Raw genomic sequence first — 21,799 nt, forward strand, 5'->3', positions numbered from 1 at the left:
TGCGCGCCCGCGCCACACCACTGCTGTAAACGCTGCCGAGGGGGGCAGCGTCATGGATTCCTTGGGGGGAATCGTTGTGCGCCGTATCCAGAAGAAGACCACTGCTACTCACTCGCGCTTCAAGCGCAATGCCCTGGCCCTCGGCCCGTTGCTTGGCCTGCTGATCAGCACCGCCCAGGCCGCCGAGCCGGTACAGGCCTACCACATCAAGTCCGGTCCGCTCGACCAGGTGCTGCTCGACATCAGCCGCCAGAGCGGCCAGGTGATCTCCTTCACCCCGGAGGTCGAGCGCTTCTCGTCCTCGGCGGTGGAGGGCGACCTGACCACCCAGCAAGCCATCGACGCTGCGCTGCGCGGCACCGGCTTGCAGCTTCAGGTCAGCCCGGGCGGCGCCTTCATCATCAAGGACGAGACCGCCGCCGCCAGCGCCCGGCGCGCGCCCAGCGGACCGGTCGGGCAAGCCAGCGCTGCTGCGGCACCCACCCTTGACCGCGTGATTGCCCTTGGCACCCGGCGCAGCGACGCCACCGCGCTGACCAGCGCCGCGCCGGTCGATGTGATCGACAGCCAGGAGCTGGTCAAGACTGGCGCCACCACCTTGAACCAGGCGCTGTTCCAGTTGCTGCCCTCGTTCAACTTCCCGCAGAACCAGAGCGCCACCCGTGGCCAGAACCCCAAGGGCGCCTCGCTGCGCGGCCTGTCGCCGGACCAGACCCTGGTGCTGGTCAATGGCAAGCGCCGGCATGCCTCGGCGGTGGTGAACATCTCCGGTGGCGTGCCGTTCATTGGTGCCCAGCCGGTCGACCTGGACATGATCCCGATCAGCGCCATCGACCATGTCGAGGTGCTGCGCGATGGCGCTTCGGCGCAGTACGGCTCGGACGCAGTGGCCGGGGTGATCAACATCGTGCTCAAGGAGCGCGACAGCGGCGGGCAGATCAACACGCAACTGGGCAAGTACGGGCAGGGCGACGGCTTTCGCAAGAACGTCGATGGCTGGTATGGCCTGGGTCTGCCGGGCGACGGCTTCCTGACCCTGAGCTTCAATGGCGTCAACACCAAGCCCACCGACATCGGCGACAAGTACGTCGCCGACGGCCAGTTGCAGGAGCACCGTTGGGGCGGAGCCAGCCGCGACAAGTTCAACCTGGCAGCCAACGCCGAGGTCGGCCTGAACGACCAGTGGCGGCTGTACAGCTTCGCCACCTATGGCCAGGACAAGTCGATCAACAACACCCCGCCGCTGTTGCGCGACAACCCCAACAACGTGCAGGCGCTGTACCCCGAGGGCACCATCCCCAAGTACCGCTTCCGCTACGAGGACGCCTCGGTCACCGTCGGCTCGCGCTTCGAGGACGAGGCCATCGGACGCCTGGACATCAGCGCCACCTATGGCCGCGACAAGCATGACGAAGTGGCGTTCGACACGCTCAACCCCAGCTATGGCGTGAACAGCCCGACCAAGTTCGACATTGCCACGCTGATCAACAGCCAGACCAACCTGGCCGTCGACTACGCCCGTGACGTGGGCGTGGCCTGGTCGACCCATCCGCTGACCGTGTCGGCGGGCGTGGCCTACCGTCGCGAGCAGTACGAACTGCAACCGGGCGATTTCAGCTCCTACTCGTTCGGCGGCATCGACGGCGTGCAGGTGGGTGGGGTGCAGGCTTCGGGCCTGACGCCGGACGATGCCGGCACCTACAAACGTGAGGTGGGCGGGGTGTATTTCGGCCTGGAAAACCAGGTCACCGACAAATTCCAGGTAGGCCTGGCCGGGCGCAGCGAACATTACTCAGACTTCGGTTCGGCCACCACCGGCAAGCTTTCGGCGCGTTACGAGTTCACCCCGCAGGTCGGCCTGCGCGGCACCCTCAACAGCGCCTACCGTGCGCCGACCCTCGGCCAGATCGGCACCTCATGGACCACCACCACCAACGTCGACGTCAATGGCAATCCGGTGCTGACCCGCATCCTGCCGGTCGACCATCCGGCGGCCCAGGCCCTGGGCGCGCAGTCGCTCAAACCGGAAAAATCCACCAACTACTCGCTGGGCCTGGTGCTGCGCCCGACCGAGCAGGCGTCGCTGACCATCGATGCCTACCAGATCGATATCCGCGACCGCCTGCTCTACAGCGGCGGCATTTCCGGCCCGGACGCCGAACGCATCCTCACCGCTGCAGGCTTCGGCCAGTACAGCTGGGCGCAGTTCATGACCAACGCCGCCAACACCCGCACACGTGGCGTGGACATCGTCGGCAAGTACAACCTGGGCCTGGACCGCTATGGTGACCTTGCGCTGACCGCCGGCTACACCAAGGCGCGCACCACCATCGAGAAGATCCATGGCAACCCCTTCGGTTTCGACGTGCTGACCCGCGAGGCCCAGGGCTTCCTCGAACATGGCTACCCCGAGGACAAGCTGATCCTTGGCGCCACGCACACCTACGGCCCATGGACCGTCAGCCTGACCCAGACCCGCTACGGCGAGTACCGCAAGTACGCAGCCTCGGCGACCAACGCACAGTATGACCAGACCTTCTCGGCCCAGTGGATCACCGACCTGGACGTCAATTATGCGTTCACCAAGCAACTGCGCGTTTCGGTAGGCGCCAACAACCTGTTCGACAGCAAGCCGGATGACTTCAACACCCGCCTGCGCCAGACCCCGGGCCAGCAGTACAGCTACCTGGCGCCGTCGGCACCGGAAGGGGCGTTCTACTACACCCGGCTCAGCTACGACTTCTGATCGACAACGAGACTGCACATGACTGCGATGAAGAAACTCCTGGGCGGCGCGCTGCTCGCCCTGGGCCTGGCCAGCCAGCCGTTGCTGGCGGCCAGCCCACCAGCCCCGATCCATTTCGGCGCGCTCACCTGGGAAAGCGGCAGCCTGATCACCGAGATCCTGCGTACGCTGGTCGAGAAGGGCTACGGTTATCCGACCGACATCCTGCCGGGCAGCACGGTCAGCCTGGAGGCGGCCCTGGCCAAGGATGACATCCAGGTGATCGGCGAAGAGTGGGCCGGGCGCAGTCCGCTGTGGATCAAGTCCGAAGCCGAAGGCAAGGTGATCGCCCTCGGTGACACGGTCAAGGGCGCCAGCGAAGGTTGGTGGGTGCCGGAATACGTGATCAATGGCGATCCTGAGCGCCGTATCGAGGCCGTGGCGCCGGGGCTGAAGTCGGTGACCGACCTTGTTCGCTACAAGGATGTGTTCCGTGACCCCGAGTCGCCGCAACAGGGGCGCTTCCTGAACAGCCCGACCGGCTGGACCTCGGAGATCGTCAACAGCCAGAAGCTCAAGGCCTATGGCCTGGCCGACAGTTTCGTCAACTTCCGCTCCGGCTCCAGTGCTGCACTGGATGCCGAAGTGTCCGCACAGATCCGTCGCGGCAAGCCGGTGCTGTTCTACTACTGGTCGCCGACTCCGCTGCTGGGCCGCTACAAACTGGTCCAACTGGAAGAGCCGGCCTTCGATGCCGAGGCCTGGAAGACCCTGTCCAACCCGAACGAGGCGCACCCCAGAGGTACGCGCTCGCTGCCGGCGCGCCTGTCGACCGGCGTCTCGGCGCCGTTCCATACGCGTTACCCGGAGCTGGTGCAGTTCTTCGACAAGGTCGATCTGCCACTGGCGTTGCTCAACCAGACCCTCGCCCACATGGCCGAGAAGCGCCTGGATCCGCGTGTGGTCGCCGAAGCGTTCCTGCGTGAACAGCCCCAGGTGTGGAGCGCCTGGTTACCGGCCGATGTGGCCGCCAAGGTCAAGGAGAACCTGAAATGATCGTGCGTATGCTTGTCACCCTGTTGCTGGCGCTGGGCACCACCCTGGCCCTCGCGGCGGATCCGCAGGTGCTGCGTATCGGCTACCAGAAGAGTTCGGTGAACATGGTCCTGGCCCGCGAGCATCGCCTGCTCGAACAGGCGTTGCCTGGCACCCAGGTGCAGTGGATCGAGTTCCCAGGGGGGCCGCAACTGATCGAGGCGCTCAACGGTGGCAGCCTGGACGTGGGCAACATTGGTGACATTCCGCCGATTTTCGCCCAGGCGGCGGGTATTCCGTTGCGCTACATCGGTATCGAGCCCAGCGACGGTCGCAGCGAGGCGATCATCGTGCCGAGCAGCAGCCCGGCCAAGACACTGGCGGATCTCAAGGGCAAGCGTATCGCTTTGCAGAAAGGCTCCAGTGCCCACAGTCTGCTGCTCAAGAGCCTGATCAAGGCGGGCTTGCAGCTGAGCGATGTCGAGCTGGTCTACCTGCCGGCCGCCGATGCCCGCCCGGCCTTCGAGCAGGGCAAGCTGGATGCCTGGGTGATCTGGGATCCTTACTACGCAGCCGCCTTGCTCGATGGTAGCGCCCGCACCCTGAGCACCGGTGAGGACGTGCACCCCAGCGGCACCTACTACATTGCCAGTCGGCCGTTCACCGAGCAGTACGGTGCGACCATCGACAAGGTGCTGGAGGTGTTGCGCCAGGCGCAGAAGATTTCGGTCGAGCAGCATGAGCAAAGCATCGACGGCATGACCAAGGTGCTGGGGCTCAAGCGTGAAGTGGTGGAGCTGTATTTCGAGCATCGCTACAACGCGCCGATCCGCCCGCTGGATGCCGCGGCGATCGAAACCCAGCAGCGGATTGCCGATCTGTTCTTTGCGAACCGCTTGATCCCGCGTGCGGTGCAGGTGCGGGAGATTGTCTATCCGCAGTGATGAGGCGTGTGTTGATCTCTTCGCTCATTTCTTGTGGGAGCGAAGAGATCGACACTGGCCTATCGAGCGATCCCGGCCCCCCGCCAGACCCGATCGCGTCCGGCGCTGTCGGTCATCGCCGCCAGCACCTGCAGGGCATCTTCCCCTTGTTCGATGGCCAGCCCCAGGCGAATGCTGTCCACCACTCGGCGCAGGCGTACAGGGTCGTTGCGTTGGGCGGCGCTGATCAGTCGCTTGGCGACCACGCCGGTATCGTTGGAGAGGGTCAGCATGATGCTGCCGTCGAGCCGCTCGATGCTCAGGTTGACCCGGTAGTACGGGGCGAAGGCGTCGCTGATGAGGTCGAAGGGATTGGTCATGGGCTGGCATCTGCAAAGAATGTTCACCGATTGACCGGGAGACTGTGGAGATGGTTCAGCGACGTTGATCAAATGATGAGTTGTGTGGCCTGCCCCGGCCTGAAACCCTGGAAACGAAAACGCCCGGTGCCAGGCACCGGGCGTCTGTGTGTCACCGATCACTCTTCTTCAGTGTGCTGCACCACGCTGCGCTTGCTGCGCAGCTTGCCGTAGAAATGTTCCAGCGCATTGTTCAGCTTGCTGGCCGCACCGTCGATCGCATGGTCCAGCGAGGTGGCGGTATGGCTGACGGAAATCGGTTGATGACCTTTGGGGCGAGCCTCCATTTGGCAGCGTTTGTCATGCGGGCCGGGCTTGTCGCCGTTCTCGTCACGCAAGTGGACCTCGATGCGGGTGAGGTCGTCTTCGTAGCGCTGCAGCGTGCTTTCCAGCGTACTGCGGACCCATTCGTTCAGACGGCTGCTGCTGTCGATATGGTTGCTGCTGTTGACCTGGATTTGCATGATTCAATCCTTATTCAGCTTGCTCGCGTGGAGGCGTGCCTAGGCCCTTGAGGCCCTTGGGGAAAGCTTCGCCTCTTGACTCTAAGGTCAGGGATTGGCGCGCCGAATTCAAGCCCCTTTTTCGATAAATTTTTTGTAGCAATTCGCAGGGTTGACGCTGTTGCTGCAGGAGCGACTGTCTTATTCAAAATCTACAGACCAGCCCAATCCCCCTGTGGGAGCGAGCTTGTCCCGCGAATACGGGCGCAGCCCGTGCCAGACAGCGCGGTGTCTTTTTCGCGGGCAAGCCCGCTCCTACAGGTACCGTACCGATGCCGAGGACCGTGCACGGGCTGGTAGCGCACAAGGCCGCTCCCAAGTGTCCATCCTCAGAATGCTACCGAAGTCTGCACATACAGCGTGCGCGGCTCGCCCACGTACTTGCCCTTGTTGTTGTCGTCGAACGAACGGGTGTAGTACTCGCGGTTGAACAGGTTCTTCACCCCCACCGCCACCTTCAGGTTCGACAGCTGCGGCCCGAAGTCATACCCGGCGCGGGTGCTGACCAGCATGTAGCCCGGAATCCGTCCGGTGCTGCCATCGGCGCTTTCGCTGGCGGTGTTGGCGTTGTCGGCGTACTGGCTGCTCTGGAAGCTGCCATCCAGGTTCAACTGCCATGGTCCTTCGGTGTAACCAAGCCCCAGCGTGCCCTTGTGGCGCGAGGAGAACGGCACCTGGTTGCCCTTGTTCGGGCCGTCTTCGCGGATGGTGGCGTCGACGAAGGCGTAGCTGGCGTGCACATCGAAACCGGCCAGCGTCGGGCTCAGGCCGTCGAGGGCGTAGCGCACGCTGGTCTCGATACCCTGGTGGCGGGTTTCGCCGCGGGCGATCACCGAGTCGTTGGTCTGGTTGCTTTCGTACTGGTTGTCGAAGTTGATCAGGAAGGCGCCGATCTCTGCCTGCAGGTCGCCGCTGTCGTAGCGGGTACCGACTTCCCAGGTGCGCGCCTTTTCCGGCTTCACTTCGCCGCTGCTGACGCGGTTGGGCATCTGGCTGTACTGCACGCTGCCGAACGAGCCCTCGGTGTTGGCGTAGAGGTTCCAGGTGTCGGTCAGGTGGTACATGACATTCAGTGCCGGCAATGCGGTGTTGTAGCTGCCCTGGTAACGCTGGTTGCTGAGCTTGTTGCTTTGCTCGGAGTCGATCATCTCGTAGCGGATGCCGGGGGTGATGGTCCAGCGGCCGATGTCGATGCGGTCGTCCAGGTAGATCGCGTGGGCTTCGGTGGCGCCACGGGTGTCGCGGTCGTTGCGGCTGGCGGTGGTCGGCAGGTTGCCGGTCACCGGTTCACGGAAGCGCAGTTCGTGGCCGGCCTCGTTGATGTAGCGGTAGCCCACGCCCAGTTCGTGCCAGCTGTCGCCCAGTGCCACACCTTGCGAGAAGCGGGTCTCGATGCCACGTACCCAGTATTCGCGTGGCGACAGCGAGACGAAGCTGCCCTGGTCGAGGTAGCCGCTGCGCAGGGTCTTGGTGAAGAAGCTGTTGACGCTGAACTGGCGATCGTCCTGCTTGTAGTCGTAGCCGACGTTGACCAGGGTGCGACGGCCCCAGAACTTGTCCTTCAGGCGGGTCGACTGGTACGGGTCTTCATCGAACGCCGCCTTGCTCAGGCCGCCGGGCATGTCGGCCTCGCCCTCGTAGTACTGGGCCATGGCGTGCAGGCTGTTGGCTTCGTCCAGTTGCAGCTTGCCCTTGAGGATCAGGTCGTCGATCTGCGTGTCGCTGTGTTCGCGCCAGTCGCCGCCGCGGGTGCCGGAGTAGAGCAGGGCGCCGCCGAGGCCGTTGTCGTTGGTGCCGCCGACCAGCAGGTTGGCGCTGTTCTTGAAGCCGTCGTGGCTGGACGAGGGGCTGATCTGGTTCTGCATGGCGGCCTTGAAGGTCGCTTCCTCGGGGATGGCACGGGTGACGAAGTTGACGATGCCGCCGACGTTCTGCGGGCCGTAGCGCACTGCGCCGCCGCCGCGTACCACATCCACCGCATCCATGTTGCCCAGGCTCAGCGGGGCCAGTGACAGCTGTGGCTGGCCGTAGGGGGCGAAGGGCACCGGGATGCCGTCCATCAGCACCGTGGAGCGCGAGGCCAGGCGCGGGTTGAGGCCGCGAATGCCGAAGTTCAGTGCCAGGTCGTGGCTGCCGGTGCCGTTGTTTTCCGGGGCATTGACGCCGGGGATGCGGTTGAGCACCTCACGGGCGCTGTTGGCACCGCTGCGCTCGAACTCCTCGCGGCGGATCACGTCACGTGCGCCGGGATGCTCGAAGACGTTGTCCTGGCGCGCCTCGGCCAGCCAGTCGCCAACCACGCTAGAGGCACCCAGCTCGATCGCCGCATCACTGCTGGAGGCGGCAAGCGGTTGCAGGCTGTAGGCATTGTCAGCCTCCTGACGTGCCTGCAGGCCGCTGCCACGCAGCAAAGCCTGCAGCCCTTGCTGTACGTCGTACTGGCCTTCCAGCCCGGCGCTGCGCAAGCCTTGGGTGACGCTGGAACCGAACGAAATCAGCGCCCCGCTTTCACGGCCAAATTGGTTGAGAGCGTCTTCCAGGGTGCCGGGGGCGATGTGGTAGGCGCGCGGTTCGCCAGCCTGGGCGAAGTTCAGGCTGGTGGCGAACAGCAGGGCGATGGCGAGAGGCGTGGGGCGCAGGGGCATGGGGTCGGGTCCTGTAAGGAGGGTTCTGCCTGCTCTGTCACGCGAGGGAAGCGAAATGGCTCAGGTTGGAAGAAAAATCGTTGTCGGCACAGGCTCAAACCGCCTCGACCTTGACCCAGTACCGGGTGAATCGCCGCACCCGTACCGGCAAGGCGACTTCCAGCATCTCCAGGATCCGCTCACTGTCATCCAGTGGGTACGACCCGGAAATCCGCAGCCCGGCGACCTGCTCGCTGCAGCCCAGTTGTCCGTGGCGATAGCGTGAAAGCTCGGCGAGAAACTCGCCCAGGCGCATCTGCGAGACCACCAGCATTCCATCGACCCAGGCGCCGATGTTGCGATCCAGCGCGCCGATACCTTGCCAATGGCCCGCTGCCAGGCGGGCTTGCTGACCGGCGAGCAACACCTGGCCCTGTAGCCGAGCCATGCCGCTGAACACCGAGACCAGGCTGTAGCCCTCGAACTGACGCACGTTGAAGCGGCCGCTGTCGAGGTGCAGGCTGCCATCGTCGCTGCGCAACACCAGCGGGCGGGTATCGCGGGCGACGTCTAGCGACAACTCACCCTCGAGCAGGCGCACGTAACGTTGCTGCCCATCGAACCGCACATCGGCGGCGCTGCGGGTGTTCAGTCGCAACAGGCTGCCGTCGTCCAGCGGCAGGCGTCGGCGCTGGCCCACGGGGCTGCGGTAGTCGGCCATCAGCCCTGGCAACGGATTGTGTGATTGCAATCCGAGCCCGGTGGCACTGGCCACGCCCGCCAGCAGTAACGCCTTGAGCGCGCGACGCCGGGCCGGGGAGGGCGGTGCCTGCAAGGTGGCGTGCACCACGGGCGAGGTCGCACCACGCAGCCGCTGGTTGACCTGCTGGATGTGCGCCCAGGCGCGCTGGTGTTCGCCGTCAGCCTGCAACCAGTGTTCGAATGCCTGCTGCTGGGCCGGGTCGAAATCGGCCCCCTGTGATTCGATCAGCCAGTGCACCGCCTGCTCGGCAACCTGGGGTGAGATGCCTGTGCTCACAGGGCGAAATAGCAGCGCAGGGCTGCTTTGTGCAGGTAGCGTTTGACTGTCGCCAGGGAGATACCCAGTTCACGGCCGATCTCGGCTTGGCCCAGGCCATCGACCTGGGCCAGCAGAAACGCGCGCTTGACCAGCGGCGGCAGGTCATCGAGCAGGCGGTCGAGTTCGAGCAGGGTTTCGAAGATCAGCGCCTTGTCTTCCTCGCTTGGTGCCAGGCGTTCGGGCACCTGAGCCAGGGCTTCGAGGTAGGCGCGCTCCAGCTCCTGACGGCGAAAATGGTTGCACAGCACGCGCTTGGCGACGGTGGCGAGAAAGGCCCGAGGTTCGATCAACTGTGGCGCTTCGCGGGCCTGGAGCAAGCGTACGTAGGTGTCCTGTGCCAGGTCGGCGGCGCTCTGCGGGCAGCCCAGGCGACGGCGCAGCCAACCGGTCAGCCAGTTGTGGTGAGCGTGGTAGAGGCCTTCGACGGTGGAGGAGAGGGCACTGGACACCGAGGTGACTCCGGCGTCCAAAGACGCGACTGGGAGTAAGAATTGTTCGCATTGTATTCCGGGTGGCAGGGTGTAGCAATCCTGTTCGACCTGCGGGGTATTCGGGGGCAAACCCGGCTACGCAGGGATCGCAGCAGCTCATCTCCAATCTTTGCTTATGAGAATTGAAATCATTACTATTGCACCCTCTTGACCTTGTCCCGGACCGTCGCCCCATGAAAAGCAAAGCCGCCGGCCTGCCCCTGAGCTACCGCCTGGCTGTGACCTCGCGCAGCCTGGCTGCGTTGTTGGGCGGCTACCTGTTGGCCTCGGCGGCCAGCGTCTGTGTCAGCCTGCTGATGCCCGGCGCCCAGGTCGATGCGGCACTGACCGGGATGATGCTGTCGTTCGTGTTCTACCTGCTCGCCTTCATCTGGTGCTTCGCCTGCCGCAGCGCATTGCGCGCCTGGCTGGGCGTATTGCTGCCGAGCCTGGTGCTGGGCGCGATCGGCGGGCTGGCTTACTGGATGAAGAACCCATGAAAGAGGGCTTCCGCCAGGCCATGGCCTGGCTGCATACCTGGACCGGCCTGATCTTCGGCTGGCTGTTGTTCGCCATCTTCCTCACCGGCACGCTTGCCTACTTCAAGGAAGAGATCAACCACTGGACCAAACCGGAAATCCACAGCCATCCGCTGAATCCGGCGGCCAGCCTGGAGATGGCGCAGCGCTACCTGCAAGCCAACGCCGCCGATGCCAGCACCTGGTTCATCCGCCTGCCCAGCGAGCGCGAGGCGGCGCTGAGTGTCGGCTATCGCGATCCCAACGCCGGTGGCCGACGCGGCTTCACCAGCAAGGAGCTGGACGCGGCCAGCGGCGAGGTGGTCGAGGGCCGCGACAGCCGTGGCGGCGACTTCTTCTACCGTTTCCATTTCCAGTTGGAGATGCCCCACCCCTGGGGGCGCTGGCTGTCGACCTTCTGTGCCTTCATCATGCTGCTGGGGCTGGTGACCGGGATCATCACGCACAAGAAGATCTTCAAGGAGTTCTTCACCTTCCGTCCCGGCAAGGGCCAGCGCTCATGGCTCGATGGCCACAACGCCATTGGCGTGCTGGTACTGCCCTTCCACCTGATGATCAGCTACAGCAGCCTGGTGATCTTCATGTACATGGTCATGCCGGCCGGAATCATGGCCAGCTATGGCAGCCCCAACGGTTATTTCAACGACCTGTTCGGCCGTGACGAGGTGCCGAAGGTGGCCGGGGTGGCCACGCCGCTGGTCCCACTGTCGAGCCTGTACGCCAAGGTCCAGGAGCAAGCGCCAGGCGCACGCATGGGCTTCATTCAGGTGCAGAATCCTGGCGACCAGAATGCCCGTGTCACCTTGAACCGTGCCTCGGCCGACAGTGTCGCGTACAAGCGCAGCGCCAACTGGACCTTCGACGGTGCCACCGGTGCACTGCTTACCCAAGGTGCGCCGGAAAGCGCCGCAATGATGACCTCCTTTACCTTTGTCGGCCTGCACATGGGCAATTTCGCCGGGCCATGGCTGCGCTGGTTGTACTTCGTCTTCGGTGTCGCCGGCACGGCGGTGATCGGCACTGGCCTTGTGATGTGGCTGGGCAAGCGTCAGCTCAAGCATGCCAAGAGCGAGCGTATGCCTGCGGAGCTGCGCCTGGTCGAGGTCCTCAACATCGCCAGCATGAGCGGCCTGCTGCTGGGCGTGGCGGCGTTCTTCTGGGCCAATCGCCTGCTGCCGATCGGGCTGCAAGGGCGCGCCGACTGGGAGGTCAATGCGTTCTTCATGGTCTGGGCACTGTCGCTGCTTCACGCCATGCTGCGCCCCGGTCGTCGAGCCTGGGGCGAGCAGTTGGCGCTGGGTGCCGTGGTGTTCGCTGCGTTGCCGCTGCTCAATGCCGTGACCACAGGCCAAGGCCTGGACCATTCGCTGATCGCCGGTGACTGGGCGATGGCCGGCTTCGATCTCACGGCCCTGGCCACCGGGCTGTTCCTCGGCTGGGCGGCCGGCAAGATGCTGCGCGCGCCCAAGCCAGTCGCCAAGCGCTCGGCCAAGGTCAAGGCCCGCACCGAAACCGTGGAGGCGAGTTGATGCTGAGCCTGGCCCTGTCTACCTTTGCCGGCCTGGCTGCCTTGTGCCTGGCCATGGAAAAACACTTCACCGACCTGCTGGGTCGCAAGCCGCGGCAGGCCCAGTTGCGTGTCTTGCGCATCGCCGGCTGGCTGCTGCTGGTGCTGTCGGCGGTACTGGCCGTGCACTTGCGTGGCTGGGCGCTGGGGCTGGTGGAGTGGACGGCCGTGTTGATGGCCGGGCTGACCCTCTGGGTATTCGGCCTGCCGTACCAACCCCGCCTGCTGCTGAGCCTGGCGGCGGCGAGCCTGGTGTTGGCGCCGGTCGTGGCGGTGTTCGGCGCGTGAGCGAGCCCGACCTCGACGAGGCCGGTGGCCGGGCGCGCTTCCTGCAGGTGTTCCTGGCCCAGCGCGGGCGCATGGAGGCGCTGGTCAGCCGGCGCGTTGGCTGTCGTGCCACGGCCTCGGACCTGGTCCAGGAACTGTTCCTGCGCTTCTGGCGTCGGCCTGCGGTCAAGGTCGAGGCGCTCGACACCTACCTCTTGCGCTGCGCCGGCAACCTGGCGATCGACCACCTGCGCAGCGAAGGCAGTCGCGGTCGGGTCACCGAAGGGCTGTCGATCAGCGACGAGGCGCTCTCGGCCCAGGCGCCAGAGCAGGCGCTGGAGGTCGATCACGATCTGCGCCGCATCGAGCAGGCCCTGCGCGCCTTGCCGGAACGTACGCGACAGATCTTCCTGCTCAACCGCATCCACGGCTGCAAGTACGGCGAGATCGCCAAGGCCATGCAGGTGTCCCAGAGTGCGGTGGAAAAGCATATGATGCGCGCCCTCGAAGCGTGCAAGGCGAGTGTCGCCGAGCCCGCTACCCCATTGCGCAGGCCAGGGAGCGACCGTCGATGAGCCAGCCCTATCCGATCACCGCCGAACAGTCGCGCATGGCCCTGGGCTGGCTGAGCCGCATCAACGAGCATCCTCCGGCAGCCGAAGGCGCTGAGTTCAAGCGCTGGTTGTTGGCCGATCCGGCGCACCGCGCCGCCTATGCCGCGGCCCAGGCCCTGTGGCAACAGAGCGAAGCGCCCGCCGCGCGTCTGGCCGCAGAGGAACGCGAGGGCCTCGAGCACTACCTGCAGGCCATGCGCCGACCGAAAGCCCGCTGGGGGCGGCGTGGCGGAGCACTGGCGGCAGCGGCCTGTCTGGTGCTGGCGCTGGGCAGCCTGGCCGGTTGGCAGCCGCAATACTGGTTGCAGGACCTGCGCGCCGACTATCGCAGTGACGAGCATGTGCGCCAGGTCACCCTGGCCGACCAGTCACGCCTGACCTTGGATGCCAACAGCGCCGTGGTCGTGGATTTCGACCATGGCGAGCGGCGCGTACGCCTGCTGCGCGGCGCGGCGTTCTTCGAGGTGACCCACACCGGCGCGCCGTTCCTGGTCGATGCGGCGGGTGGCGAAGTGCGAGTGCTGGGCACTCAGTTCGAGGTACGCGGGCAGGGCGACGGCGCCCAGGTTACCGTGCGCAGTGGACGGGTGGCGGTGACACCGATTACCGGCGCCGTGGCGCGTGAGCTGACCGCCAACCAGCAACTGGACTATGCCCAGGGCGTGGCGGGGGCGATCAGTGCCGTGGACAGTGAAAGTCGCCTGGCCTGGCGCCAGGGCTGGCTGAACTATTACCAGGTGCCGCTGGCGCAGGTGGTCGAGGACCTGGGACGGTATTACCCGGGGCGTATCCTGTTGCTCGACGAGGCCTTGGCGCAACGCAAGGTCAGCGGCAGTTTCCCGGTGGAGGAGCCCATGCTGGCGCTGGCGTCGTTGGGCAAGGTGATGGGCTTCGTGCCGCAGACACTGTTCGGGCGGGTGACGGTGGTGCGCTGAAATCACCTGTACCCCCACAGACACCCTGGTGTCTGCGGGGGGAGAGGCGGAGCTTCAGTTACCCGCTTTGATGCTGGTCCAGAGCCGCGTGCGAATGCGGTCGATCTTCGCCGGCATCGCTTCCAGGGCGAACAGCTTGCCCATCACATCCGCGCTTGGGTAGATCATGGTGTTCTGCTTGAGCGCGGGATCGACCAGAGCATCGGCCTTGGCGTTGCCGTTGGCGTACTGCACCGAGTTACTGATGCCGGCCATTACCTCAGGCTGCAGCAGGTAGTTCATGTAGGCGTAGCCTGCCTTCTCGTCCGGAGCGTCGGCCGGCATGGCGACCATGTCGAACCACAGCGGTGCACCCTCCTTGGGAATCGAGTAACCCACCTTCACCCCGTTCTTCGCATCGTCGGCGCTGTTCTTGGCCTGCAGCACGTCGCCGGAGAAACCGACCACCACGCAGATGTTGCCATTGGCCAGGTCGCCGGTGTACTTCGAGGAGTGGAAGTAGCTGATGTACGGACGTACTTTCATCAGCAGTGCCTGGGCTTTCTTGTAGTCATCGGGATTCTGACTGTGCGGCGGCAGGCCCAGATAGTTCAGGGCGATCGGCAGCAACTCCGGGCCGTTGTCGAGCATGGCCACGCCACACGTCTTGAGCTTTTCCATGTTCTCGGGCTTGAACACCAGGTCCCACGAATCGACCGGTGCCTTGTCGCCTAGCACGGCCTTGACCTTGTCGATGTTGTAGCCGATGCCGGTGCTGCCCCACAGGTACGGGAAGCCGTACTGGTTGCCGGGGTCGTTCACCTCCAGCGCCTTGAGCAGCACCGGGTTGAGGTTCTGCCAGTTCGGCAGCTGGCTCTTGTCGAGCTTCTTCAGGGCCTTGCCCTGGATCTGCCGGGCCATGAAGTGGTTGGAGGGGAAGACCACGTCGTAACCGGAGTTGCCGGTCATCAGCTTGCCGTCGAGGGTTTCGTTGCTGTCGTAGACATCGTAGGTGGGCACGATGCCGGTGGCTTTCTGGAAGTTCTGCAGCGTGTCGGGTGCGATGTAGCTGGACCAGTTGTAGATCTTCACCGAGTCGGCGGCACTGGCGACGCCAGCAGCCAGCATCAGGGGGGCGAGGAGGAGTTTGCGCATGTCCGGTTTACCTTGCTTTGTCTGTTGTTATCGAAGAACGGCAGGCGATCAGCGGATCAGAAAATCAGTACGTAGGTCTTGCGCACGGTTTCCTGGATATCCCAGATCCCGGTGCTGTTGGCCGGTAGCATCAGTGCGTCTCCGGCTTCTATGACCAGGGGCTCGCCACCGTCGGGGGTGAAGGTGCAGCGGCCCTTGATGAAATGGCAGAACTCCTGTTGCACGATCTGCCGGCGCCAGCGCCCGGGCGTACATTCCCAGATACCGGTTTCGACGCCATCGTTGCGTTCGACGCAAGTGACCGAGGTCACTGCGACGGGTTCTCCGAGGGGGACGGCGACCGGGCTGGAGGTTTCCAGCGCGGCGCTGTCGGTGTGCTTGAACTGGGTGATGCTCATGACTGCAGGATCTCTTGTGGTAGTGGGTGCAACTCAGTGCATGAAACCTTCCATGAATCCGGCCAGGCCGCTGGCCAGGCGCCGCCGCCAGGCCGGGCTGGCCGGGTTGGCGAGGGTGCGGTCCTCGTGGACGAAACTCTGGATGATCGCGTTGTAGCCTAGCCAGCGGCAGGGCTCGGGCGGCCAACTGGCCAGGCTCGACAGCGGGCGGTTGTCGTGGACCCAGGGCTGGGCTGTCAGTTCGTTGTGCTGGCCGAGAATCAGTGCTGCGAGCGTGCGCCCGCCCAGGTTGGTGGCGCCGACACCTTCGCCGCCATAGCCACCCGACAGCGCCAGGCCGCGTTGACGATCGCACAGCATGTGCGGACGGAAACGCCGCGCCATCCCCAGGTTGCCGCCCCAGGAGTGGGTGATGCGCACGTTCTTCAGGTGTGGGAACAGCTCGCCGAACAGATAGCGGCGCAGCTCGATCTCGGCGTCGCTGAGGCTGAAGTCCTCGCGCAGGCGGCCACCGAAGCGATACCCGCCGCGGGCGCCGAACACCAGGCGGTTGTCGGTGGTGCGCTGACCGTAGGTGACCTGGCGGCTGCCTTCGCTGAAGGCCTGGCCCTGGCTCAGGCCGATCTGCTCCCAGGCCGATTCCGGAAGCGGCTCGGTGGCCACCAGCAGGCTTTGCACGGGCAGTTGATGGCGACCCAGCGGCGGCAGGCTGGCGGCGTAGCCTTCGACCGCCGGCACGACCCATTGGCAACGGACCTTGGCCTGGGCGGTGTGCACCTCACCGGTCTGCCAGTCGCTGGCCGGGGTGTTTTCGTAGATGGGCACGCCCATGCCCTCGACCACGCGTGCCAGGCCGCGCACCAGCTTGGCGGGCTGGATGGTCGCGACGTGGGGGCTGAAGATCGCGCCGTAGGCATTGCTGACCCGCAGTTGGCCGGCCAGTTGTTCGGGCTTGAGCCAGCGGTAGTCGTCTTCGTTCATGCCCTGGCGGTACAGGTCGTCGAGATAGGCACGCAGGCTGCGCTCCTGCTCCGGGTAGCGGGCGGCGCAGTAGATGACCCCACCCTTGCGGTAGTCGCAGTCGATGCCTTCGCGTTGCAGCACGCCGTGCACTTCGTCGGGGATGGCGTGCAGCAGGTCGACGCTGGCGCGGCGCTGCTGTGGGGAAAGGGTGGCCAGCAGACGGTCTTCGCCCAGCAGGTTGCCCATCAGCCAGCCGCCGTTGCGCCCGGAGGCGCCGAAGCCTGCGGTGTTGGCCTCGAGGATGGCGATGCGCAGGTGCGGGGCCTGGCGCTTGAGGTAGTAGGCTGTCCACAGGCCGGTATAGCCGGCGCCGATGATGCACACGTCGACATCCAGGTCCTGCTGCAGCGACGGGCGAGCGTCGAGCGGCTCGTCGAGCTGGTCCATCCAGAGGCTGATCGTGCGCCAGGCTTGCATCAGGTACTGCTCCCACTTCCGTTCAAGGTTCTGGGAGCGATGCTAGTAGTGCGGGCGCTTCGCTGTCTTACGTGCGTGCACGCAGAGAAATCTGCTTCACGTAGGCCTTGGGCGAGAGCCCGGTGTGTTCGCGGAAGCACTTGTAGAAAGCCGACAGCGAATTGAAGCCGGCGTCGAAAGCCAGTTCGTCGATGGGGGCTCGGCAGCCTGCGCTTTCGAGCCCGGCCAGAAGATGCTGCAGGCGGGCCTGGTTGACGTAGCGGTAGAAACTCTGGCCGAGCACCTGGTTGAGCAGGTAGGAAATCTGGTTGCGGCTATAGCCGCTTTCTTCTGCCACCTGCTGGAGGTCCAGCTCAGGGTCAAGGTAGGGGCGTTGGGCCTGGAAATAGTGTTCGAGGTCCTGGGCCATGGTGCTCAACTGGCGGGGCGAAAGACCCAGGCGGCTGGTGGCGGGACGCGGCCCGGACGCGCTGGCGCCCTTGCCGTCGCGGCGGATCAGCGTGCCGTATTCATTGACCCGCCAGATCAGGTTGTCCTTGACCGTGATCGCCTCGCTGGACTGGAAAGCCACCAGGCCTTCACCGCCCTGGACCGTTACCTGGTACTGGATGAAGGCTGTGCAACCGTCGACCCGGATGCGGTCGCTGTGGACAATGTCTTCCCCCGCTTCGTGCGGCAACGAGACGCGCACGTACTCGCGCAGCTCGTCGAAGCCGAGCACACGGTTCTGGAAAAAGTCATGGTATTGGATTTCCGGGTGATACAGCGCCATGACCCCATCCAGGTCACGATGCTTCCAGCACAAGTGGTAGCGCATGACGACTTCCGCAGTGAGCGGGGTCTGGGCGGGGCCGTCTGGAAGGAGGGTGGCGGTCATGGGCCGATAATGCATCGGGCTGCTTCAGCCGACAAGGGCGTGCAGTCTGACCGTTGAGGCCCGAGGGCTGTGGATACTGCATAACGCCCTGTTCAACTGGGTGGGTTCGGGCGATTCGCACGATCCTAGGAAATGGTTTTTGCCTAACTGATTGATTTAGCTGGGATTCATTTTTTGTCACAACTGGCACGCGCGCTGCACCAATCGAGTGGCAAACAAAACGGAAGTTTTGCTCACCCTCATAAGGCGCCGAATCATGATTACCACTGCCGATCTGCCAACTGCTGTCTCCGAGGCCCCGAACCGCTCGGGCGTTTCCTGGGCTGCCATCTTCGCCGGTGCCGCTGCTGCGGCTGCGTTGTCGTTGATCCTCGTGATATTGGGTGCGGGCCTTGGCTTTGCCGCCTCCTCGCCTTGGGCCAACGAAGGTGCCAGCGCCAAGGCGCTGGGGATATCCACCATCGTCTGGCTGCTGATTACCCAGATCCTCGCCTCCGGGCTGGGCGGGTACATGGCTGGCCGCTTGCGAGTGAAGTGGGCCAACCTGCACGGTGACGAGGTGTATTTCCGCGATACCGCCCATGGTTTCCTGTCCTGGGCCATCGCGACCCTGGTCACGGTGTTGATGGTCGTGTCTTCGGCAGGGGGGCTTGCCAGTGCTGGTGCTTCGGCGGGTGCTGCTGCCGCCTCGGGTGCCGTGGCCAGCGTTTCCATGAACGATGACAACAGCAAGCCTTCAGGCGCCGCCGACCCTATGGGCTACTACGTAGATCGTCTACTCCGTGGCGACGGCCCGGTCGCGGTAAGCGAGGATGCGGCCAATGGCGTGGCCAGCCGGATCCTGATCCGCGGCCTGGCTGCCGATGGCGGGATGGCTGCCGAGGATCGCACCTACCTGGCGCAACTGGTGGCCCAGCGTACTCGCCTGACCCAGGCCGAAGCCCAGGCCCGCGTCGAGCAAGTCTATGAAGAGGCGCGTCAGGATGCCGCGCAGGCCAAGCAGGCTGCGCAGGAAGCTGCCGAGACAGCAGCGAAGGTTGCGGCCTGGACCGCCATCTGGACCTTCATCGCCCTGCTGTGCGGTGCGTTCTTCGCAAGCTTCGCAGCCTTGTTCGGTGGTCGCCTGCGTGACCGTGCTCGTTGGGTCGAAGAAGACCCGCGTGCCCTGCATGCTTCGACCACTGTTGTCCGTTAATTCGAATTCACGACTGGAGGAACCATCATGCGCTCGATTCTGCTCTGGATGCTTGGGGTGCCAATCCCGGTGATCATTCTGATCGCGATCTTCATGCACTAATAGAAAAGGGCCGCTAATGCGGCCCTTTTCGCAACTGTACAACCCGCAGAAGCGGCTTTATGCCGCTTTACAGGAACTGCTCAGCATAGTGACACGCCACCTGCCGCGTCCCGACCTGCCTGAACGCCGGAATCTCCTTGCCACAACGCTCGGTGGCATAGGGGCAGCGCTTGTGGAAGGCGCAGCCATCAGGCGGGTTCAGCGGGTTGGGCAGCTCACCGGCGATGCGGATCTTCGGCTTCAGCGGGTCGGGGTGAATGGCCGGAGTCGCCGAGAGCAGTGCCTGGGTGTAGGGATGCAGCGGCTTCTCGTAGATATCTTCCTTCGGCCCCATTTCCGCCGGGCGCCCCAGGTACATCACCAGCACCTGGTCAGCGACATGCCGCACCACCGCGAGGTTGTGCGAGATGAACACATAGGCGGTGTTGAACTCTTTCTGCAGGTCCATGAACAGGTTCAGGACCTGGGCCTGGATCGACACATCGAGCGCCGAGGTGGGTTCGTCCGCAACCAGCACCTTGGGCTGCAGCATCATGGCCCGGGCCAGGGCGATACGCTGGCGCTGACCGCCGGAGAACATGTGCGGGTAGCGCTGGTAGTGCTCGGGGCGCAGGCCGACCTGCTGCATCATCTTCTGCACTTTGTCGCGGCGCTCGGTCTTGCTCAGCGAGGTATTGATCAGCAGCGGCTCGGCCAGTTGGTCGCCGATCTTCTGCCGCGGATTGAGTGAGGCATAGGGGCTCTGGAAGACCATCTGCACATCACGGCGCAGTTGCTTGCGCTGGGCCTTGTCGGCGCCGTTGACCTCGGTGCCGGCAATTTGCAGCGAGCCTGAGGACGGCTCTTCGATCAGGGTCAGGGCACGGGCGAGGGTGGACTTGCCGCAGCCGGACTCGCCGACCACGGCCAGGGTCTTGCCGGCCTCCAGTTCGAACGACACGCCATTGAGCGCGCGCACCAGTGCATGGCCCTTGAACAGGCCGCGGGAGACTTCGTAGTGACGGGTCAGTTCACGGGCGGACAGAACGACAGTCATCACGCCACCTCCTGGTTCAACGGGTAGAAGCAGCGCACCAAGCTGTGGGCCTGGGGATCGAGGGCCGGACGCTGTGCCCGGCAGTTGTCACGTACATAGGGGCAGCGCGGCGACAGCAGGCAACCCTGGGGGCGGTCATAGCGCCCAGGCACGATGCCGGGCAGTGTGGCCAGCCGTTCGGCGCCGATGCTGTGCTCGGGGATCGCCGCCAGCAGCGCTTCGCTGTAAGGGTGTGCGGGGATGTCGAACAGTTCCGGCACCTGGCCCACTTCCACTGCCTGTCCTGCATACATCACGCACACACGCCTGGCGGTTTCGGCGACCACTGCCAGGTCGTGGGTGATCAGGATGAGCGCCATGTTGCGCTCCTTCTGCAGGTTGACCAGCAGTTCCATGATCTGTGCCTGAATGGTCACATCGAGGGCGGTGGTCGGTTCGTCGGCGATCAGCAGCTTGGGTTCGCCAGCAATCGCCATGGCGATCGCGACGCGCTGGCTCATGCCGCCGGAGAGCTGGTGCGGGTAAGCGTCAAGGCGGCTTTCGGCGGCCGGGATCTCGACTTTCTTGAGCAGCTCCAGCGCGCGCTGGCGCGCCGCCTTGCCCTTCAGACCGAGGTGTTGGCGCAGCACTTCCTCGATCTGGTAGCCCACGGTGTAGCTGGGATTGAGTGCGGTCATCGGGTCCTGGAAGACCATGGCGATGTCCTTGCCCACCACCTTGCGCCGTTGACGACCGCTGAGCTTGAGCATGTCGGTGCCGTCGAAGGTGAGGCTGTCGGCGGTGATGCGGCCGGGGGCGTCGATCAGGCCCATCAGGGCCATCATGGTCACCGACTTGCCGGAGCCGGACTCGCCGACGATGGCGAGGATCTCGCCGGCGTCCACCGACAGGTCGAGGCCGTCTACCACAGGTACGGCATTAGCGTCGCCGAAGCGCACGTTCAGGTTGTTGATCTGCAACAGTGACATGGCGCTCTCCTCAGGCGGCGTTCTTGAGTTTCGGGTCCAGCGCATCGCGCAGGCCGTCGCCCATCAGGTTGATTGCCAGCACGCTGAGCAGGATCGTCAGGCCAGGCAGGCTCACCACCCACCAGGCGCGCTCGATGTAGTCGCGGGCAGAGGCCAGCATGGTGCCCCACTCAGGCGTGGGCGGCTGGACGCCAAGGCCGAGGAAGCCCAGGGCAGCGGCGTCGAGGATCGCCGAGGAGAAGCTCAAGGTAGCCTGCACGATCAGCGGTGCCATGCAGTTGGGCAGTACGGTGACGAACATCAGGCGCGGCAGGCTGGCACCGGCCAGACGTGCGGCGGTGACGTAGTCACGGTTCAGCTCGCCCATCACCGCGGCACGGGTCAGGCGTACGTAGGAGGGCAGCGACACCACGGCAATGGCGATCACGGTGTTGATCAGGCCAGGGCCGAGGATGGCGACGATGGCCACGGCCAGCAGCAGCGAAGGCAGGGCCAGCATCACGTCCATCAGGCGCATGATCGACGGGCCGAGCAGACGCGGGAAGAAACCGGCGAACAAGCCCAGCAGGATGCCGGGGATCAGCGATATCACCACCGATGACAGGCCGATCAGCAGCGACAGGCGTGCGCCCTGAATCAGGCGCGAGAGCAGGTCGCGGCCCAGTTCGTCGGTGCCGAGGATGAACTGCCAGGTGCCGCCCTCGAGCCAGACCGGCGGGGTCAGCAGGAAGTCGCGGTATTGCTCGCTGGGGTTGTGTGGCGCGACCCAGGGGGCGAACAGCGCACAGAACACGATCAGGCACATGAAGACCAGGCCTGCCACTGCGCCCTTGTTGCGCGAGAAGGCCTGCCAGAACTCCTTGTACGGGGAGGGGTAGAGCTGGCTGTGGTCGGCGGTGGGAGCCTGGGTCACAGCGTTGGAAGTCGGGTTAGTCATGGCGGGGCCC

At 64.8% G+C, this 21,799-nt stretch carries 21 protein-coding genes; 9 read left to right on the forward strand and 12 right to left on the reverse strand.

The annotated features are described in order from the left end of the window. The first annotated feature begins 76 nt into the window (after positions 1–76). From ACNFHO_RS16650 to ACNFHO_RS16660, 3 genes are read left to right on the forward strand one after another with little or no spacing between them, the layout of a single operon-like run. Complete coding sequence (locus ACNFHO_RS16650; protein ID WP_416766889.1) at positions 77–2,746, forward strand: TonB-dependent receptor domain-containing protein; 2,670 nt, start codon at positions 77–79, stop codon at positions 2,744–2,746. Between the two features lie 18 nt (positions 2,747–2,764). Further along, positions 2,765–3,781, forward strand: a complete 1,017-nt coding sequence (locus ACNFHO_RS16655; protein WP_416766890.1) for an ABC transporter substrate-binding protein — start codon at positions 2,765–2,767, stop codon at positions 3,779–3,781. Further along, the gene (locus tag ACNFHO_RS16660) at positions 3,778–4,704 is read left to right on the forward strand and encodes an aliphatic sulfonate ABC transporter substrate-binding protein (RefSeq protein WP_416766891.1); all 927 of its coding nucleotides are present in this window, start codon (positions 3,778–3,780) and stop codon (positions 4,702–4,704) included. Before ACNFHO_RS16655 ends, ACNFHO_RS16660 begins: the two co-directional genes overlap by 4 nt. Before the next feature lie 59 nt (positions 4,705–4,763). Here the strand turns inward: ACNFHO_RS16660 and ACNFHO_RS16665 are convergent, their stop codons facing one another. From ACNFHO_RS16665 to ACNFHO_RS16685, 5 genes are all read right to left on the reverse strand, one after another. Further along, positions 4,764–5,063 carry a DUF3509 domain-containing protein gene (locus ACNFHO_RS16665; RefSeq protein WP_063543109.1) on the reverse strand — a complete coding sequence of 100 codons (300 nt, stop codon included), beginning with the start codon at positions 5,061–5,063 and terminating at the stop codon, positions 4,764–4,766. Between the two features lie 158 nt (positions 5,064–5,221). After that, positions 5,222–5,566 carry an HPF/RaiA family ribosome-associated protein gene (locus ACNFHO_RS16670; RefSeq protein WP_054893497.1) on the reverse strand — a complete coding sequence of 115 codons (345 nt, stop codon included), beginning with the start codon at positions 5,564–5,566 and terminating at the stop codon, positions 5,222–5,224. A 368-nt stretch (positions 5,567–5,934) separates the two neighbouring features. Further along, positions 5,935–8,250, reverse strand: coding sequence for a TonB-dependent Fe(3+) dicitrate receptor FecA (fecA, locus tag ACNFHO_RS16675; RefSeq protein ID WP_416766892.1), 2,316 nt, complete (start codon positions 8,248–8,250; stop codon positions 5,935–5,937). Between the two features lie 94 nt (positions 8,251–8,344). After that, entirely contained in the window at positions 8,345–9,268 is a 924-nt protein-coding gene (locus ACNFHO_RS16680; protein ID WP_063543113.1) for a FecR domain-containing protein, read from the reverse strand. Next, complete coding sequence (locus ACNFHO_RS16685; RefSeq protein ID WP_063543115.1) at positions 9,265–9,759, reverse strand: sigma-70 family RNA polymerase sigma factor; 495 nt, start codon at positions 9,757–9,759, stop codon at positions 9,265–9,267. The genes ACNFHO_RS16680 and ACNFHO_RS16685 overlap by 4 nt, the downstream gene beginning before the upstream one ends. Before the next feature lie 215 nt (positions 9,760–9,974). On the opposite strand from ACNFHO_RS16685, the gene ACNFHO_RS16690 reads away from it, so the two are divergent. The 5 genes from ACNFHO_RS16690 to ACNFHO_RS16710 are packed head-to-tail and all read left to right on the forward strand — an operon-like array spanning position 9,975 to position 13,702. After that, positions 9,975–10,280, forward strand: a complete 306-nt coding sequence (locus ACNFHO_RS16690) for a DUF3649 domain-containing protein (protein ID WP_054893493.1) — start codon at positions 9,975–9,977, stop codon at positions 10,278–10,280. Then, the gene (locus tag ACNFHO_RS16695) at positions 10,277–11,848 is read left to right on the forward strand and encodes a PepSY-associated TM helix domain-containing protein (RefSeq protein WP_151925751.1); all 1,572 of its coding nucleotides are present in this window, start codon (positions 10,277–10,279) and stop codon (positions 11,846–11,848) included. The genes ACNFHO_RS16690 and ACNFHO_RS16695 overlap by 4 nt, the downstream gene beginning before the upstream one ends. Beyond that, positions 11,848–12,174, forward strand: a complete 327-nt coding sequence (locus ACNFHO_RS16700; protein ID WP_112897501.1) for a DUF3325 domain-containing protein — start codon at positions 11,848–11,850, stop codon at positions 12,172–12,174. The genes ACNFHO_RS16695 and ACNFHO_RS16700 overlap by 1 nt, the downstream gene beginning before the upstream one ends. Then, the gene (locus ACNFHO_RS16705; RefSeq protein WP_054893490.1) at positions 12,171–12,728 is read left to right on the forward strand and encodes an RNA polymerase sigma factor; all 558 of its coding nucleotides are present in this window, start codon (positions 12,171–12,173) and stop codon (positions 12,726–12,728) included. Before ACNFHO_RS16700 ends, ACNFHO_RS16705 begins: the two co-directional genes overlap by 4 nt. Continuing rightward, positions 12,725–13,702 carry a FecR family protein gene (locus ACNFHO_RS16710; protein ID WP_416766893.1) on the forward strand — a complete coding sequence of 326 codons (978 nt, stop codon included), beginning with the start codon at positions 12,725–12,727 and terminating at the stop codon, positions 13,700–13,702. Before ACNFHO_RS16705 ends, ACNFHO_RS16710 begins: the two co-directional genes overlap by 4 nt. A 54-nt stretch (positions 13,703–13,756) precedes the next feature. Here the strand turns inward: ACNFHO_RS16710 and ACNFHO_RS16715 are convergent, their stop codons facing one another. From ACNFHO_RS16715 to ACNFHO_RS16730, 4 genes are all read right to left on the reverse strand, one after another. Then, on the reverse strand, positions 13,757–14,836 hold the full coding sequence (locus ACNFHO_RS16715; RefSeq protein WP_416766894.1) for a polyamine ABC transporter substrate-binding protein: 1,080 nt from the start codon (positions 14,834–14,836) through the stop codon (positions 13,757–13,759). 56 nt (positions 14,837–14,892) lie between these two features. Then, positions 14,893–15,234, reverse strand: coding sequence for a cupin domain-containing protein (locus ACNFHO_RS16720; RefSeq protein ID WP_416766895.1), 342 nt, complete (start codon positions 15,232–15,234; stop codon positions 14,893–14,895). Between the two features lie 33 nt (positions 15,235–15,267). Then, positions 15,268–16,674 (reverse strand): NAD(P)/FAD-dependent oxidoreductase, encoded by a 1,407-nt coding sequence (locus tag ACNFHO_RS16725; RefSeq protein ID WP_112897510.1) that lies wholly within the window; start codon positions 16,672–16,674, stop codon positions 15,268–15,270. A 67-nt stretch (positions 16,675–16,741) separates the two neighbouring features. Continuing rightward, complete coding sequence (locus ACNFHO_RS16730) at positions 16,742–17,566, reverse strand: AraC family transcriptional regulator (RefSeq protein WP_172964791.1); 825 nt, start codon at positions 17,564–17,566, stop codon at positions 16,742–16,744. A gap of 241 nt (positions 17,567–17,807) precedes the next feature. Here ACNFHO_RS16730 and ACNFHO_RS16735 point away from each other — a divergent pair, with 241 nt between their 5' ends. Beyond that, a complete protein-coding gene (locus ACNFHO_RS16735) occupies positions 17,808–18,746 on the forward strand; it encodes a hypothetical protein (protein ID WP_416766896.1) in 939 nt (312 codons plus the stop codon). A gap of 169 nt (positions 18,747–18,915) precedes the next feature. Here the strand turns inward: ACNFHO_RS16735 and ACNFHO_RS16740 are convergent, their stop codons facing one another. From ACNFHO_RS16740 to ACNFHO_RS16750, 3 genes are read right to left on the reverse strand one after another with little or no spacing between them, the layout of a single operon-like run. After that, positions 18,916–19,884 (reverse strand): peptide ABC transporter ATP-binding protein, encoded by a 969-nt coding sequence (locus ACNFHO_RS16740; protein ID WP_065863269.1) that lies wholly within the window; start codon positions 19,882–19,884, stop codon positions 18,916–18,918. Then, the gene (locus ACNFHO_RS16745) at positions 19,884–20,852 is read right to left on the reverse strand and encodes an ABC transporter ATP-binding protein (protein ID WP_125930687.1); all 969 of its coding nucleotides are present in this window, start codon (positions 20,850–20,852) and stop codon (positions 19,884–19,886) included. Before ACNFHO_RS16745 ends, ACNFHO_RS16740 begins: the two co-directional genes overlap by 1 nt. Positions 20,853–20,862: 10 nt before the next feature. Continuing rightward, the gene (locus ACNFHO_RS16750; protein ID WP_416766897.1) at positions 20,863–21,789 is read right to left on the reverse strand and encodes an ABC transporter permease subunit; all 927 of its coding nucleotides are present in this window, start codon (positions 21,787–21,789) and stop codon (positions 20,863–20,865) included. Positions 21,790–21,799: the final 10 nt, after the last annotated feature.

This window comes from Pseudomonas sp. NY15374, from assembly GCF_048068255.1.
Taxonomy (GTDB): domain Bacteria; phylum Pseudomonadota; class Gammaproteobacteria; order Pseudomonadales; family Pseudomonadaceae; genus Aquipseudomonas; species Aquipseudomonas machongensis.